The sequence below is a fragment of the Micromonospora sp. B006 genome (assembly GCF_003408515.1).
GTDB lineage: Bacteria > Actinomycetota > Actinomycetes > Mycobacteriales > Micromonosporaceae > Micromonospora > Micromonospora echinospora_A.
The window spans coordinates 2,934,082-2,948,180 of record NZ_CP030865.1 but is presented as its reverse complement, the minus strand read 5'-3'; the positions used below and the strand labels follow the sequence as shown (position 1 = coordinate 2,948,180).

The 14,099-nt window shown below is 72.0% G+C and carries 12 protein-coding genes; 10 read left to right on the top strand and 2 right to left on the bottom strand.

Annotated elements, in window-relative coordinates; translation table 11 throughout:
• Positions 1–6 precede the first annotated feature (6 nt).
• The 8 genes from MicB006_RS13955 (at position 7) to katG (ending at position 9,517) form a co-directional block, all read left to right on the top strand.
• Positions 7–1,167 (top strand): glycosyltransferase, encoded by a 1,161-nt coding sequence (locus MicB006_RS13955; protein WP_116506590.1) that lies wholly within the window; start codon positions 7–9, stop codon positions 1,165–1,167.
• A gap of 85 nt (positions 1,168–1,252) precedes the next feature.
• Positions 1,253–2,230, top strand: coding sequence for an ATP-binding cassette domain-containing protein (locus MicB006_RS13950; protein ID WP_116506588.1), 978 nt, complete (start codon positions 1,253–1,255; stop codon positions 2,228–2,230).
• Between the two features lie 23 nt (positions 2,231–2,253).
• Positions 2,254–3,018 (top strand): ABC transporter permease, encoded by a 765-nt coding sequence (locus MicB006_RS13945; protein ID WP_073828054.1) that lies wholly within the window; start codon positions 2,254–2,256, stop codon positions 3,016–3,018.
• Between the two features lie 121 nt (positions 3,019–3,139).
• On the top strand, positions 3,140–4,792 hold the full coding sequence (locus tag MicB006_RS13940; RefSeq protein WP_116506586.1) for a class I adenylate-forming enzyme family protein: 1,653 nt from the start codon (positions 3,140–3,142) through the stop codon (positions 4,790–4,792).
• Between the two features lie 44 nt (positions 4,793–4,836).
• On the top strand, positions 4,837–5,313 hold the full coding sequence (locus MicB006_RS13935) for a hypothetical protein (protein WP_116506584.1): 477 nt from the start codon (positions 4,837–4,839) through the stop codon (positions 5,311–5,313).
• Positions 5,314–5,656: 343 nt separating this feature from the next.
• Positions 5,657–6,655: a glycoside hydrolase family 11 protein gene (locus MicB006_RS13930; protein WP_116506582.1), complete on the top strand. Its 999-nt coding sequence runs from the start codon at positions 5,657–5,659 to the stop codon at positions 6,653–6,655.
• A gap of 133 nt (positions 6,656–6,788) precedes the next feature.
• Positions 6,789–7,217, top strand: coding sequence for a Fur family transcriptional regulator (locus tag MicB006_RS13925; RefSeq protein WP_116506581.1), 429 nt, complete (start codon positions 6,789–6,791; stop codon positions 7,215–7,217).
• 23 nt (positions 7,218–7,240) lie between these two features.
• Positions 7,241–9,517 carry a catalase/peroxidase HPI gene (katG, locus tag MicB006_RS13920; protein ID WP_116506579.1) on the top strand — a complete coding sequence of 759 codons (2,277 nt, stop codon included), beginning with the start codon at positions 7,241–7,243 and terminating at the stop codon, positions 9,515–9,517.
• Between the two features lie 59 nt (positions 9,518–9,576).
• Here the strand turns inward: katG and MicB006_RS13915 are convergent, their stop codons facing one another.
• On the bottom strand, positions 9,577–9,867 hold the full coding sequence (locus tag MicB006_RS13915; RefSeq protein WP_116506577.1) for a helix-turn-helix transcriptional regulator: 291 nt from the start codon (positions 9,865–9,867) through the stop codon (positions 9,577–9,579).
• 15 nt (positions 9,868–9,882) lie between these two features.
• Between MicB006_RS13915 and MicB006_RS32330 the strand changes: the two genes are divergently transcribed.
• A complete protein-coding gene (locus MicB006_RS32330; RefSeq protein WP_225980743.1) occupies positions 9,883–10,239 on the top strand; it encodes a hypothetical protein in 357 nt (118 codons plus the stop codon).
• A 344-nt stretch (positions 10,240–10,583) separates the two neighbouring features.
• On the top strand, positions 10,584–12,776 hold the full coding sequence (locus MicB006_RS13905) for a carbohydrate-binding module family 20 domain-containing protein (protein ID WP_116506576.1): 2,193 nt from the start codon (positions 10,584–10,586) through the stop codon (positions 12,774–12,776).
• Between the two features lie 21 nt (positions 12,777–12,797).
• Here MicB006_RS13905 and MicB006_RS13900 read toward each other — a convergent pair whose 3' ends face one another.
• Positions 12,798–14,066, bottom strand: a complete 1,269-nt coding sequence (locus MicB006_RS13900) for an MFS transporter (RefSeq protein ID WP_225980742.1) — start codon at positions 14,064–14,066, stop codon at positions 12,798–12,800.
• Positions 14,067–14,099 lie beyond the last annotated feature (33 nt).

Sequence of the window (14,099 nt, the reverse complement as noted above, 5' to 3'; positions counted from 1 at the left end):
ATCGACGTGGCTCGCTTCCTCTTCGTCGTCCTGCCGGTGGAGTCCCATCTGAACGCCCCGGTCGCCATCGCCCAGGAGCTGGAGGCGGCCGGGCACGAGGTGGCCTGGGTCGGGCCGCGCAGCGACCTGCGCCCGCTGGTCGGCCCGGACGCCACGCTGTTCCCGACCGGCAAGCGTTACTACCGCTCCGACGGCGCGTCCGGGATGGCGGCGGTGCGCACCCTCTGGGAGGGGCACGTGCTGCCCGCGAACCGGTTCATCCGCGACGCCGCCGACGCCGCCGTCGAGCGGTACCGGCCGGACGTGGTGGTGGCCGACCAGTACGCGCTGGCCGGCGCGCTCGCCGCGCACCGCCGCGGGCTGCCGTGGGCGACGTTCTGCGTCGGCGTGCTGGAGCTGACGCCGCCGACGGAGGACCTGCCCGAGTTCACCGACTGGGTGGGCGCCCAGGTCCGCCGGGTGTGGGCGATGACCGACCTGCCGGTGGACGAGACGATCGACCTGCGCTTCTCGCCGTACCTCGTGATCGGCCTGACCACGACGGCGCTCACCGGCCCGGCGCCGCTGCCGCCCGGCTGCGTGCTCACCGGCCCGGCGCTGGGACGGCGGCGCAACGCGCCCGCGTTCGCCTGGCCGGAGTGGGATCCGGGCCGTCGGCACGTGCTCGTCACCGTCGGCACGATGGCCGAGCACCTCGCCGCCGACTTCTACCGGCGGATCACGGCGGCCAGCGCGCCGCTGGCCGACCGGGTCCAGGTGATCCTCACCGCCGGCGCCGGGCTGGTGCCCGACCCGCCGCCGCACGTGCTCGTCGCGCCCCGGGTGCCGGTGCTGGAGCTGATGCCCCGGCTGGACGCCCTCGTGTCGCACGGCGGGCTGGGCACCGTGTCCGAGGCGCTCGCCCACGGCGTGCCGGTGGTGGTCGCGCCGATTCGGCACGACCACCCGGTGGTGGCGCGGCAGGTGGGCCGGGCCGGCGCCGGGGTGGAGGTCTCCTTCGGCTCCGCGACACCGGCGGAGCTGACCGCCGCGCTGAGCGCGGTGCTGGACGATCCGGCGTACCGGGCGGGAGCGCGCCGGGTGGGGGAGTCGTTCGCGGCGGCCGGCGGCGCCCGCGCGGCGGCGACGCGTCTCGCCGCGTTGGCACGGACGGCTCCCGACACCTGACGCATCGACCGTTGTCCAACCGTCGGGGCCGAACTAGCCTGACCTGACGCACCCGCGCCGGCGTCGCGCCGCACGAGGAGGCTCGATGATCGAGGCCACCGGCCTACGCAAGTCGTTCCGGGTCGGACGCGGCCGTGGCGCCACCACGGTCGAGGCGGTACGCGGCGTCGACTTCGCGGTACGGCGCGGCGAGATCGTCGGTTTCCTCGGCCCGAACGGCGCGGGCAAGTCCACCACGCTGCGGATGCTCGCCACGCTCATCCGCCCCAGCGGGGGAGTGGCCACCATCGCCGGGGTCGACCTGCTGCGCTCGCCCGCGCAGGTCCGGCGGCGGATCGGCTTCGTGGCGCAGGCCAGCGGCACCTACGACGACTCCACCGCCCGGCGGGACCTGGTGCTCCAGGCCCGGATGCACGGGCTGTCGAAATCGGTGGCGCAGGAGCTGGCCGTCGCGGCGATCCGCGCGTTCCAGCTCGACGACTTCGCCGACCGCAAGATCAAGACGTACTCGGGTGGGCAGCGCCGCCGCCTCGACGTCGCGCTCGGCGTCATCCACTCGCCGCAGGTGATGTTCCTGGACGAGCCGACAGCGGGGCTCGACCCGCCCAGCCGGGTGCGGATGTGGCAGGAGGTGCGGCGGCTGCGCGAGGAGGGCATGACCATCTTCCTCACCACGCACTACCTGGACGAGGCCGACAGCCTCTGCGACCGGGTCTCGATCATCGACGCCGGGCGGATCGTGGCCGAGGGCACCCCGTCGGCGCTCAAGCGCGAGATCTCCGGCGACGTGGTCGCCGTCGACTTCGCGTCCGCCGACGTCGCGGACGAAACCGGCGGCGATCTGCCGGCCGCGGCGAAGCTGCTGGCCGAGGCGCCGTACGTGCACGCGGCCGAGCCGGTCGACGGCACGCTGCGGCTCTACGTCGACAGCGCCGCCACGGCCATCCCGCAGGTCATGCGGGCGCTCTACGACCGGGGCATCGAACCCGGCGCGATCGAGGCCCGCCGGCCCAGCCTCGACGACGTGTTCCTGGCCAAGACCGGCCGGTCGCTCGCGGAGTGACCGGACGCCGAGAGGAGTACGGCGTGAAACTCGTCCGCGACACCTGGCTGATCTTCCAGCAGGAGGCCGGCCTGATGGTGCGCAACCCGGTGATGGTGGCGTTCAGCCTGGCCCAGCCGATCACCTACCTGATCCTCTTCGCGCCGTTCCTCAAGGTGGTGATGGTCGACCGGGGCGCCTCGACCTACGCCGACGCGTACCGCATCTACGTACCAGGCCTGTTCGTGGCGATGGGCCTGTTCGGCGGCCTGTTCGCCGGTTACGGGCTGCTCAGCGCGCTGCGCGCGGGCATCATCGACAGGTGCAGGGTGACGCCGGTGAGCCGCACCGGCCTGCTGCTGGGCCGCGCGCTGATGCACGTGTGCCTCAACGTGGTGCAGGCCATGGTGGTCACGCTCGTGGCGCTGCCGTTCGGCCTGCGGGTGCACCTGGCGAACCTGCTGGTGTCGTACGCGCTGCTGTCGGTCATGGTGCTGCTGAGCACCTCGATCTCGTACGACATCGCGTTGCTGGTCCGCAACGAGAACAGCCTCGGCGTGCTGGTGAACACGGTCGGGCAGCCGGTGTCGCTGCTCGCCGGCGTGCTCATCCCGCTCGTGCTGGCGCCGATGTGGATCCAGCGGGTCGCGGTGTGGAACCCGTTCGCCTGGGCCACCGACGGCATGCGGGCGCTGTTCGCCGGCCAGATCACCCAGGCCGTGGTCTGGCAGGGCGCGCTCATCATGTCCGGGCTGGCCGCGGCGAGCCTGTTCTGGTCGTCGCACCTGTTCAACCGCGACGTGTCCTGACCGAGCGTACATCGAGCATTGTCTCAGCGTGGCGGGCGCTCTAGCCTGATCGTGTCCCCGCTCGGCGGCCGGTACGCCGGCGGCGCGGCCGTGACGTGTGTCAGCTGAGGAGGCGACTCGTTTGGGTGCCGACAACTTCCGCGCGACGCTGGCGGCCGACATGGAGCTGGGCGCGGGCAACGTGCTGCTCCGGCTGGCCGAGCACGGCGCCGACATGGACATGCCCCGGGTGACGTTCGACGTCGACGTCGACGGCGTCCCCGCCTGGACGCCGCTGTCGCTCGCCACCCTGACCGAGCGGGTCGCGGCGCGGGCGGCGTGGTTCCGGGCGCGCGGCGTCCGCCGGGCCGACCCGATCGCGGTGTACGTGACCTCCGCGCCCGACGTGTTCCTCAACTTCCTGGCGCTGACCTGGCTCGGCGCGATCCCGGCGCTGATGAACGGCAACATGCCGATCGAGCTGGCGGCCGAGTTCGTGCGGCGGCTGCGCGGCGCCGGGGTGGTGATCGACGCCGACCACGCCGCCCTGGCCGAGCACGACCTCGGCGCGCCGGTCCTCGGCGACGCGGCGCACAGCGGCACGGGCGACCCGGCGCAGGCCCCGCCGCACCACCGGCACCACCCGCAGGAACCGGTGGTCATCACCCACTCCTCGGGCACCACCCGGGTGCCGGCGGCGATCGTCCATTCGCACCACGGCCTGTTCGCCGCGATCCGCGCGGTCCGCCTCACCGAGTCCCGGCCGTACGGCGAGGTACGGGAGATGTCCGCGCTGCCGGCCGCGCACGCCGCCGGCATCATCACCCTCAACCAGGCGCTCTGCAACGGCTACCAGTTGCTCTGCCTGTCCGCGCAGGGCGGCCCGTTCGCGCGTAGCGCCGAGACGATCCTGGACGCGATCGAACGGTGGCGCCCCACCGGCGTCTTCGGTTTCGCGGTGACCTGGTCCGAGCTGGCCCGGGTCGACCTCACCACCCGCGACCTCAGCTCGGTGCGCAACTGGTTCAACACCGGCGACTGCGCGCACGAGTCGCACGTACGCCGGCTGGTCGCGGTCGGCAGCCATCCCGCGTACACCCGCGACGGCATGGTCGACGTCCCCGGCTCGAAGTTCGTCGACATGCTCGGCTCCACCGAGATGGGGCACGGCGCGTTCCGGATCACCCACCGGCTGGGCAGCGACCGCTACGACCGCTGCGTCGGCAGGCCGTACCCGTTCGCCGAGATCGCGCTGCTCGACGTGGACACCGGCGAGGAGGTCGCGCCGGGGCAGGTGGGGCACGTCGGCCTGAGGTCGCCGACGCTGGCGCTCGGGTACTGGAACGACTCGGTCACCACGTACCGCACCCGGCTGGGCGGCTACTACCTCACCGGTGACCTGATGTACCGCGACGCCGACGGGAACTACCACCACGTCGACCGGGCCAGCGACGCGGTCGACCTGGGCGGGGGGACCTGGCTGTACACCGCGCTGTCCGAGGAGCGCGTCCTGCGGCACTGCCCGGACGTCCGTGACTGCACAGTGGTCGCGGCGGCGGGGGAGGACGGCACGACAGTGACCGACGTGCTGCTCCTGCTCGCCGAGGACGCGGATCCGGCGCGCGACCGTACCGACCGGGTGCGGGCCGCGCTGGGCCCGGCGGTGGCCGCGACGCTGCGCCGGGTGGTGACCGTTCCCGACGACGACGTGGTGATGGGGCCCACCGGCAAGGTCCGCAAGTTCCTGATGCGACAGCGCCTGCTCGCCGGCGCCGCGGCTCCCGGCGCGGGCTGACCGGGGGAGATCGACACCTGGCGCGGCCGTGCCAGAATCTGGCCGTGTCCTACCTCCCCTCGCAGCCGTACCCGCCGATGCACGGTGTCGTCCCGCTGATCGCCTACCCGCATCCGATCGCCCCGCCGCCGGGCTGCGGAGTGCTGGTGGTCTCGGTGAACCGGGGGCCGTACATGATTCCCGCGCCGGTCACCAGCCGCTTCAAGATCGACCGCCAGCTGGTCGCGATCCCGGGCGAGGGTACGTGGCACGTCGCCGTCCCGGCCGGCGGCCACGACATCCGCTACACCGACTTCATGGGCGTCCCGCTGATGACCACGTCGCTCATGGTCCAGCCGGGAGCCGCCCACCACCTGGCGTTCCGCTTCGGCGGGTGGCGCAACCGGGTCCACGACGGGTACGGCGCCGACGTGACGCGGTTCGGCCTGTGGTCGAACTACACGGTCGCCCTCGTCACGCTCGTCGTCGGCGGGGTGATCTGCTGCGGCGTGTTCGGGTTGCTGCTGGGCTCGACCGGATAGCGGTGCCCGGCGCGGGCCGGCCTTGATCCGGAAAGCCACCGAAACTTCCGGCCGCCATCACTCCATCAGCTCACTCGCGAGGCCCTCGGCGTGGTCGCGCCAGGCTTGCACGGCAGCGCTACGACCGATTTGTGATAGTTCGGGTTTCCACAACATTTCCGGAACTTGTTGACACGGTGAATCGATCCTCCAATACTGTGGCCATCGGCGTATCTCGATTGACGTCGATGTCCGTCCACCGCCTGGCGCGGCTTCGCCCGTCCCGCCGTCCATCAGGGACGAGCGCTCACAGCTCGCGCCACCCGGCTGGCCGCGCCAGCCGTCAGAGGGAGGAAACCCGTCCATGAACGACGCCCCCGTCCGCACGGGCATCCGCAGGCGCGGACGCCTCCGGATGCTCTTCGGCGGCGCCTGTGCCGTGGCGCTGATCGCCGCCGGGACGACGGCGGTCACGTCCGGCCCGGCCTACGCCGACACCACCGTCACGTCGAACTCGACCGGCACCAACAACGGCTACTTCTATTCCTTCTGGAAAGACAGTGGCAACGTCTCCATGACCATGGGCAACGGTGGTCAGTACAGCACCCAGTGGAGCAACATCAACAACTTCGTCGCCGGCAAGGGCTGGAACCCGGGTGGCCGCCGCACGGTCAGCTACTCCGGCAGCTTCAACCCGTCCGGCAACGCCTACCTGACGCTCTACGGGTGGACGCGCAACCCGCTCGTCGAGTACTACATCGTCGACAGCTGGGGCAGCTGGCGCCCGCCGGGCAGCGGCTACATGGGCTCGGTGTCCTCCGACGGCGGCACGTACGACGTCTACCGCACCCAGCGGGTCAACGCCCCCTCGATCGAGGGCACGCGCACGTTCTACCAGTACTGGAGCGTCCGTCAGCAGAAGCGCGTGGGTGGCACCATCACCTCGGGCAACCACTTCGACGCCTGGTCCCGCTACGGCATGAACCTCGGTTCGCACGACTACCAGATCCTGGCCACCGAGGGCTACCAGAGCAGCGGCAACTCCAACATCACGATCGGCGGGACCAGCGGCAACCCGACCACCCCGCCGCCGAACAACGGTGGCTGCACGGTCAGCGTCAGCCGGGCCGAGGAGTGGAGCGACCGGTTCAACGTGACCTTCTCGGTCAGCGGCACCAGCAACTGGGTCGTCAACATCCAGACCCAGGGCGGCCAGAGCCTGCAGAACAGCTGGAACGCGTCGGTCAGCGGCACCAGCGGCACGCTCACCGCACGTCCCAACGGCAACGGCAACAACTTCGGCATCACGCTCTACAAGAACGGCAACAGCAACACGCCCACCGCGAGTTGCTCAGCCGCCTGAACCCTCTTCCGGGGAGGGGGTGCCGCGCCTGGCGCGGCACCCCCGTTTTCGTGTGTGCGGACGGTCGCGGTGGCGGCCGACACACCTGGGCAAAAACTTGATTCATTCCAAAAGACCGGGCTAAGGTCGTCGCATGACGGCCGACTTCGAGACGCAGCTCCGGGCGGTCTCGTTGCGGGTGACCCGGCCCCGGCTGGCGGTGCTCGCGGCGTTGCGCGACCACCCGCACGTCGACACCGACACCGTGATCGCGCTGGTCCGCGCAGAGCAGCCCACCGTGTCCCACCAGGCGGTCTACGATGTGCTGCGGGCACTCACCGACGCCGGCCTGATCCGGCGCATCCAGCCGGCCGGCGCCACGGCCCGCTACGAGTCTCGGGTGGGGGACAACCACCACCACGTCGTGTGCCGTTCCTGTGGCGCCATCGCCGACGTCGAGTGTGCCGTCGGCAGCGCCCCCTGTCTCACCGCCTCCGACGACCACGGTTTCGTGGTGGACGAGGCGGAGGTCGTCTACTGGGGCACCTGCCCCGGCTGCGCGGCCGACCGCACCGCCCAGTGATCCGCCAGTTCGGAAGGAAACAGATGAGCGACACCCAGGACAACCGGCCCGTCAGCCCGCAGGGCGTGGACGCCAAGGAGGCGGCCGGCTGCCCGGTCGCGCACGACTCCGTGACCGCGCACGGCAGCGAGAGCGAGAACCCGGCGATCGACTCGCCGACCCCGAAGACCGGCGGTCGTCCGCGCAGCAACCGCGACTGGTGGCCCAACCAGCTCGACCTGTCGGTGCTGCACGCCCACTCGCACAAGGGCAACCCGCTCGGGCCGGACTTCAGCTACGCCAAGGAGTTCGCCAAGCTCGACGTCGAGGCGCTCAAGCGGGACATCGCCGAGGTCCTCACCACCTCGCAGGACTGGTGGCCGGCCGACTTCGGCCACTACGGCGGCCTGATGATCCGGATGAGCTGGCACGCCGCGGGCACCTACCGCATCGAGGACGGCCGCGGTGGCGCCGGCGACGGCGGCCAGCGGTTCGCCCCGCTGAACAGCTGGCCGGACAACGCCAACCTGGACAAGGCCCGCCGGCTGCTCTGGCCGGTCAAGCAGAAGTACGGCCAGAAGATCTCCTGGGCCGACCTGCTGGTGCTCGCCGGCAACGTCTCGCTGGAGTCGATGGGCTTCAAGACCTTCGGCTTCGGCTTCGGCCGTGAGGACGTCTGGGAGCCGGAGGAGATCTTCTGGGGTCCCGAGGACGCCTGGCTCGGCGACGAGCGGTACGCCTCCGAGAAGGACATGGTGGCCGGCGTCGGCGCGACCGAGATGGGTCTGATCTACGTCAACCCGGAGGGCCCGCGCGGCAACGCCGACCCGCTCGCGGCGGCGCACTTCATCCGCGAGACGTTCCGCCGGATGGCGATGAACGACGAGGAGACCGTCGCGCTGATCGCCGGCGGCCACACGTTCGGCAAGACCCACGGCGCGGGCCCCGCCGACCAGCACGTCGGCCCCGAGCCGGAGGCCGCGCCGCTGGAGGCGCAGGGCCTGGGCTGGCTCAGCACGTACGGCAAGGGCAAGGGCGGGGACACGATCACCAGCGGTCTCGAGGTGACGTGGACCGACAAGCCGACGCAGTGGTCCAACCGGTTCTTCGAGATCCTCTTCGGCTACGAGTGGGAGCTGACCACCAGCCCGGGTGGCGCCAAGCAGTGGGTCGCCAAGGACGCCGAGGCGATCATCCCGGACGCCCACGACCCGTCGAAGAAGCACAAGCCGACGATGCTGACGACCGACCTGTCGCTGCGCGTCGACCCGGCGTACGAGAAGATCTCCCGCCGCTTCCTGGAGAACCCGGACGAGTTCGCGCTGGCGTTCGCCAAGGCCTGGTACAAGCTGCTGCACCGTGACATGGGCCCGGTCAGCCGCTTCCTCGGCCCGTGGGTGCCCGAGGCCCAGCTGTGGCAGGACCCGGTGCCGGCCGCCGCGCACGAGCTGGTGAGCGACGCCGACGTCGCCGCGCTCAAGGCGAAGGTGCTGGAGTCCGGCCTGACGATCGCCCAGTTGGTCTCCACCGCCTGGGCCTCGGCCGCGAGCTACCGCTCCACCGACAAGCGCGGTGGCGCCAACGGCGCGCGGATCCGGCTGGAGCCGCAGCGCAACTGGGAGGTCAACCAGCCGGAGCAGCTCGCCACCGTGCTGGCCACCCTGGAGGGCATCCAGCAGGAGTTCAACGCCGCGGGCGGCGCCCAGATCTCGCTGGCGGACCTGATCGTGCTGGCCGGCTCGGCCGCTGTCGAGCAGGCGGCGCGGGACGCCGGCGTCGAGCTGACCGTGCCGTTCCACCCGGGGCGTACCGACGCCACCCAGGAGCAGACCGACGTCGAGTCGTTCCGGGTGATGGAGCCGCGCGCCGACGGGTTCCGCAACTACCTGCGGCCGGGCGAGAAGACCCAGCCGGAGGTGCTGCTCATCGACCGGGCGTACATGCTGAACCTGACCGCGCCGGAGATGACCGTGCTGGTCGGCGGTCTGCGCGCGCTCGGCAACAACGTCGGCGGCGCGTCGCACGGCGTGCTCACCGACCGGCCCGGCGTGCTCACCAACGACTTCTTCGTCAACCTGCTCTCCCCGGGCACCCGGTGGAAGGCGTCGGAGTCCGAGGAGCACGTGTACGAGATCCGGGACCTGGCGACCGACCAGGTGAAGTGGACCGCGACCGCGGTCGACCTGATCTTCGGCTCCAACTCGCAGCTGCGGGCGCTCGCCGAGGTCTACGCCAGCGACGACGCGCGGGAGAAGTTCGTCCGCGACTTCGCCGCCGCCTGGACGAAGGTCATGGAGCTGGACCGCTTCGACCTGGCCTGATCCGCCGGACACCAGCGAGCCCCGGTCCGTCGCGCCGCGACGGGCCGGGGCTCGTCCGGTCAGCCGTGCAGCGTACGGCTCGGTGGGATGCCGAACACGGACCGGTAGTGGGCGGTGAACCTGCTGTGGCTCAGGAAACCCCAGCGGGTGGCGATCCGGCTGACGGTCTCGCGCCGCGGATCGCCCATGCACAGCTCCTGGTGTGCCCGCTCCAGCCGGATGCGCCGCAGGTGGGCCGCCGGCGTGCTGTCCAGATGCCGCCGGAAGGCCAGTTGCAGGGATCGCACGGACACGGCGGCGGCGACGGCCACGTCCGCCGGGCTGATGTCCCGGTGCGCGTTCTCCTCCATGAAGGCGATGGCCCGGTGAAGCGCCGGCGCGTCCAGGTCGGTGCGGCGCTGACCCGGGCCCGCCAGCGCCTCGCGGGGCCGGTGCGGGACGCCGGGCGGCCGGACCGGCGAAGTCGCAACAGCGCGGCCCGCCGCTACGCCCCGCCCGCGCACCTGCCGCTGCCGCCGAGCTGGCAGTGCAGCGGCTGCGCCGCCGCCTGGCCGTGCCCCACCAAGCAGAGCCAGTTGCTCGTCGAGTTCGGCGGTACGACCGCGGGGCTCGCCGTCTATCTCGGCGCCTGCCTCGTCGCCGCCACCAAGGACATGCCGGCCATGCCGCTCACCCAGGCCAGGGCACGTTTCCTGGGGTGGCTGCCGCGCCGGCGGCACTGACCCGGCCGGCCTCACCCAGGCCCACCTTCGGCGGGCGATCCGGCGAGGGTGGATGCGATCGGGCCGCAAACGTTGGAAAACCTGCTCGGAACTTGCGACCATCCCGCGAAGCAGCCCGGTTGTCCCGAGCGCCGGGACTCGCGTCGGTGGCCGATTCACACTGTCCTGCGTGGATAGGCCCAGGTGGAGAGCCATCCGAGCCTCTTGGTGTTGCCTGCGGGTTTCGAAAACTTTGCCGCAAGCTCTTGCAAAGACTTTCATGGATGGCGCATGGTGTTCGCTACCCGGGACGGCCGCCCCACCCCCGCTCACCCTTTCGAACCCACGGAAGAGGTCCCCCAACCATGCTTTCCGTCAGGCCACACCCCGGTGGCCGTGCCGGCCGCCTGCTGCTCGCCGTCGCGCTCGTCGCGGCGGGCGGCACGGTTGCCGTCGCGGCTGCCACCACCACCGCCGCACCCGCCCGCGCCGCCGTCGTGCTCAACGACAGCGAGGTGACCGCCAACCTCTGGGAATGGAACTGGGCCTCCGTCGCCGCTGCCTGCACCGACCACCTCGGGCCCGCCGGCTACGGCGCGGTGCAGGTGGCACCGCCGCAGGAGTCGGTGAAGCTGCCCGCCAGCGCCGACGGCGCCTACCCCTGGTACGAGGTGTACCAGCCGGTGTCGTACAAGCTGGACAGCCGGTTCGGCAACCGCCAGCAGTTCGCCGCCATGGTCAACGCCTGCCACGCCGCCGGTGTGCGCGTCTACGTCGACGCGGTGGTCAACCACATGGCCGGCACCAACAACCCGGCCGGTACGCGCGGTTACGCCGGCACCGAGTTCTCCGGCTACAGCTACCCGGCCGTGCCGTACGGCGACGGCGACTTCCACCGCCCCGGCGACAACTGCCCGACCGGCGGCGCCATCAACGACTGGAACAACGAGGCCCAGGTGACCAGCTGCGAGCTGCTGTCGCTGTCCGACCTCTACACCGAGAAGGAAGCGGTCCGGAACAAGATCGCGGCGTACCTCAACGACCTGATCGGGCTCGGCGTCGACGGCTTCCGGGTCGACGCGGTCAAGCACATCCGCAAGGACGACTTCGCGGCCGTCCTCGGCAAGCTGAACAACACCGTCGTCGAGGGCCGGCGGCCGTACGTCGCGCAGGAGATCTTCGACGGGGCGAGCAACCCGGCGTTGCAGGCCCGCGCGTACATCGGCAACGGCGACGTGCTCGACTTCGCGTACGCCAAGGGCATCCGTTCGGCCTTCCAGGGCTCCATCTCGGCCCTGGCGAACGTGCCGAACTGGAACCTCGACGCGCCCGGCGCCAACGTCTTCTCCATGGTCACCAACCACGACCTGGAGCGCGACGGCGTGGTCCTGTCGTACAAGAACGGCACCGACTACGTGCTGGCCAACTACTTCGCGCTGGCCTACCCGCACGGCAAGCCGTCGGTCTACGACAGCTTCACCTGGTCCAACCGCAACCAGTCCCCGCCGCACGACGGCACCGGACGCGTCACCGACACGGTCTGCGGCGCCGCCTGGACCTGCGTGACCCGCACCACCGGCGTCAAGGGCATGGTCGGCTGGGCCAACGCCGCCCGCCCGGTGAAGACCGTCTCGGACTTCACCACGGTGAACAGCAACGTGATCGGCTTCCACCGCGGCGACCGGGCCTGGATCGGCATCAACGACTCCGGCTCCGCCACCACCGCGACCTTCGCCACCGGCCTGGCCGACGGCCGGTACTGCGACGTCATCTCCGGTGTCGCCACCGCGAGCGGCTGCACCGGCGGCACGGTGACCGTGTCCGGCGGCCGGGCCAGCGTGACCCTCCCGGCCAACGACGCGGTCGCGATCCACGTGAACGCGCGTCCCGGCGCGAGCCCGTCCCCGACGGCCTCCCCGACCGTGTCGCCCACCGCGTCGCCCACTGTCAGCCCGGGTGACCGGATTGCCACCACGTTCACCGTCACCGCGAACCTGGCCGCCGGGCAGGACGTCCGCGTCGTCGGCAGTGTCCCCGCGCTCGGGTCGTGGACGCCCGCGGGCGGCGTCGAGCTGGCCGCCCAGGGCGGCGGCGTCTACCGCGCCACCGTCGACCTGCCCCGGTCCACAGCAGTGGAGTACAAGTTCGTCAAGCTGACCGCCTCCGGCGCGGTCACCTGGGAGTCCGGCGCGAACCGGACGCTCACCACCCCGGCCTCCGGCACGTACGCGGTGACCGAGACGTTCCGCGGCGACACCGTCTCCACGACTGTGGCCACCACGTTCTCCGTCACCGCGACCACCGCCTACGGGCAGAACGTCTTCGTGGTCGGCAACACGCCGGCGCTCGGCAGCTGGAACCCGGCCGCTGCCGTGGCGCTCTCGTCGGCCGCGTACCCGGTCTGGCGGGCCACAGTCGACCTGCCCGCGAACACCGCTGTCGAGTACAAGTACGTCAAGAAGAACCCGGACGGGACGGTGACCTGGGAGTCCGGCGCGAACCGGACGCTCACCACGCCGGCCGGCGGCACCCGCGCCGTCACCGACACCTGGCGCTGACGATCGCGCGGCCCGTCCCCGTCACCCCTGGGGGCGGGCCGCATCCGGTCCCGTCCGGACCCGGGCCCCGACCACGCGCTGATCCCGGTCGGTGGCCCACGATCCGGCGCCGCCACCGTCACCGGTGGCGGTCGCGCTCCGGCGGCGCCCGCCGCGAGCCGCCGCCAGCGCCGCGGCCAGGCACACCAGGGCGGCGGTCACCAGCGGCGGCCGGCCGCCGCTGGTGACCGCCGCCGACCCGAGCGGGATGGCCAGCGTGATCGGGCCGAACATGACCGTGTTCGCCGTCCCGGCGACCCGGCCGAGCATCGCCTGCGGCGTGTACGTCTGCACGGCGGTGACCGCCGCGACGAGCGTCCACGGCAGGCCGACGCCGATCACCACCGAGGCGGCGAGCGTGCTCGGCCACCACGGCAGGCAGCGTCCCAGACAGCCGGCGGCGAACAGGACGGCGCCGGTGACCCCGACCGCGATCTCGCCGTGGCGGCGGACGAGCCGCCCGACGACCAGCCCGGCGAGCAACGAGCCGCCGCCCTGCGCGCTGGCCAGCACGCCGAGGAAGGTCAACGGCAGCGCCAGGCCCGTCACCACCACGTCGTACAGCGCCGCGGTGGTGAAGCCGGACATCGCGATGGACACCGCCGCGAGCGCCACCGGTACGCGTACCGCCCGTCGGGCCAGCAGCGCGGCGAGTCCGTCCCGCACCCCCGCCGCGGGCGCGGTCGGGAGAGCGGGTTCCGCCCGGGTCAGACGCAGCGCGCCGTACAGGGCGGCCACGAGCACCGGTACGACGGCGGCGAGCACCGCGACGACGTGCCCGCCCCGCCACGCGTACAGGCCCGCTCCGGCCAGCGGCGCCACCAGTTTCATGCCCTCCTGCGCACTCGACCGCCAGCCGTTGACGTCGGCCAGCCGGGCCGGGGGGAGCGCGGCGGGCAGCAGCGCGGTCTCGCCGGCGTCGACGAGCACGTAGCCGATCCCGTACGCGAGTGAGACGGCGTAGATCAGCCAGGCGTCGCCGGGCCCTCGAACCACCAGCAGGCTCAGCAGCGCGGCGGCGAGCGCGAGGTCCACGCCGATCACCAGGGGCCGCCGGGGGACCCGGTCGAGCAGGCCGCCGAGCCACGGGCCGGCCAGGGTCGGGGCGTAGACGCAGAGGCCGGCCAGCGCGGCGAGCCCGGTGGAACCGGTCAGGTCCAGGATCCAGATGCCGGAGACCAGGGCCATGGCGCTTCCGCCCAGGCCGGACAGCAGCGAGATGGCCACGAACAGGCAGGCGTTGCGGCGCATGAATCCCCCGAGAGTTGAGCCTGGAGGACTCAT

What these genes read in the sequence shown, in the direction of transcription:
- katG (WP_116506579.1), top strand. Translation starts at nt 7,241, where the DNA reads ATGAGCGACACCCAGGACAACCGGCCCGTCAGCCCGCAGGGCGTGGAC.
- MicB006_RS13950 (WP_116506588.1), top strand. Translation starts at nt 1,253, where the DNA reads ATGATCGAGGCCACCGGCCTACGCAAGTCGTTCCGGGTCGGACGCGGC.
- MicB006_RS13925 (WP_116506581.1), top strand. Translation starts at nt 6,789, where the DNA reads ATGACGGCCGACTTCGAGACGCAGCTCCGGGCGGTCTCGTTGCGGGTG.
- MicB006_RS13930 (WP_116506582.1), top strand. Translation starts at nt 5,657, where the DNA reads ATGAACGACGCCCCCGTCCGCACGGGCATCCGCAGGCGCGGACGCCTC.
- MicB006_RS13900 (WP_225980742.1), bottom strand. Translation starts at nt 14,066, where the DNA reads ATGCGCCGCAACGCCTGCCTGTTCGTGGCCATCTCGCTGCTGTCCGGC.
- MicB006_RS13915 (WP_116506577.1), bottom strand. Translation starts at nt 9,867, where the DNA reads ATGGAGGAGAACGCGCACCGGGACATCAGCCCGGCGGACGTGGCCGTC.
- MicB006_RS13905 (WP_116506576.1), top strand. Translation starts at nt 10,584, where the DNA reads ATGCTTTCCGTCAGGCCACACCCCGGTGGCCGTGCCGGCCGCCTGCTG.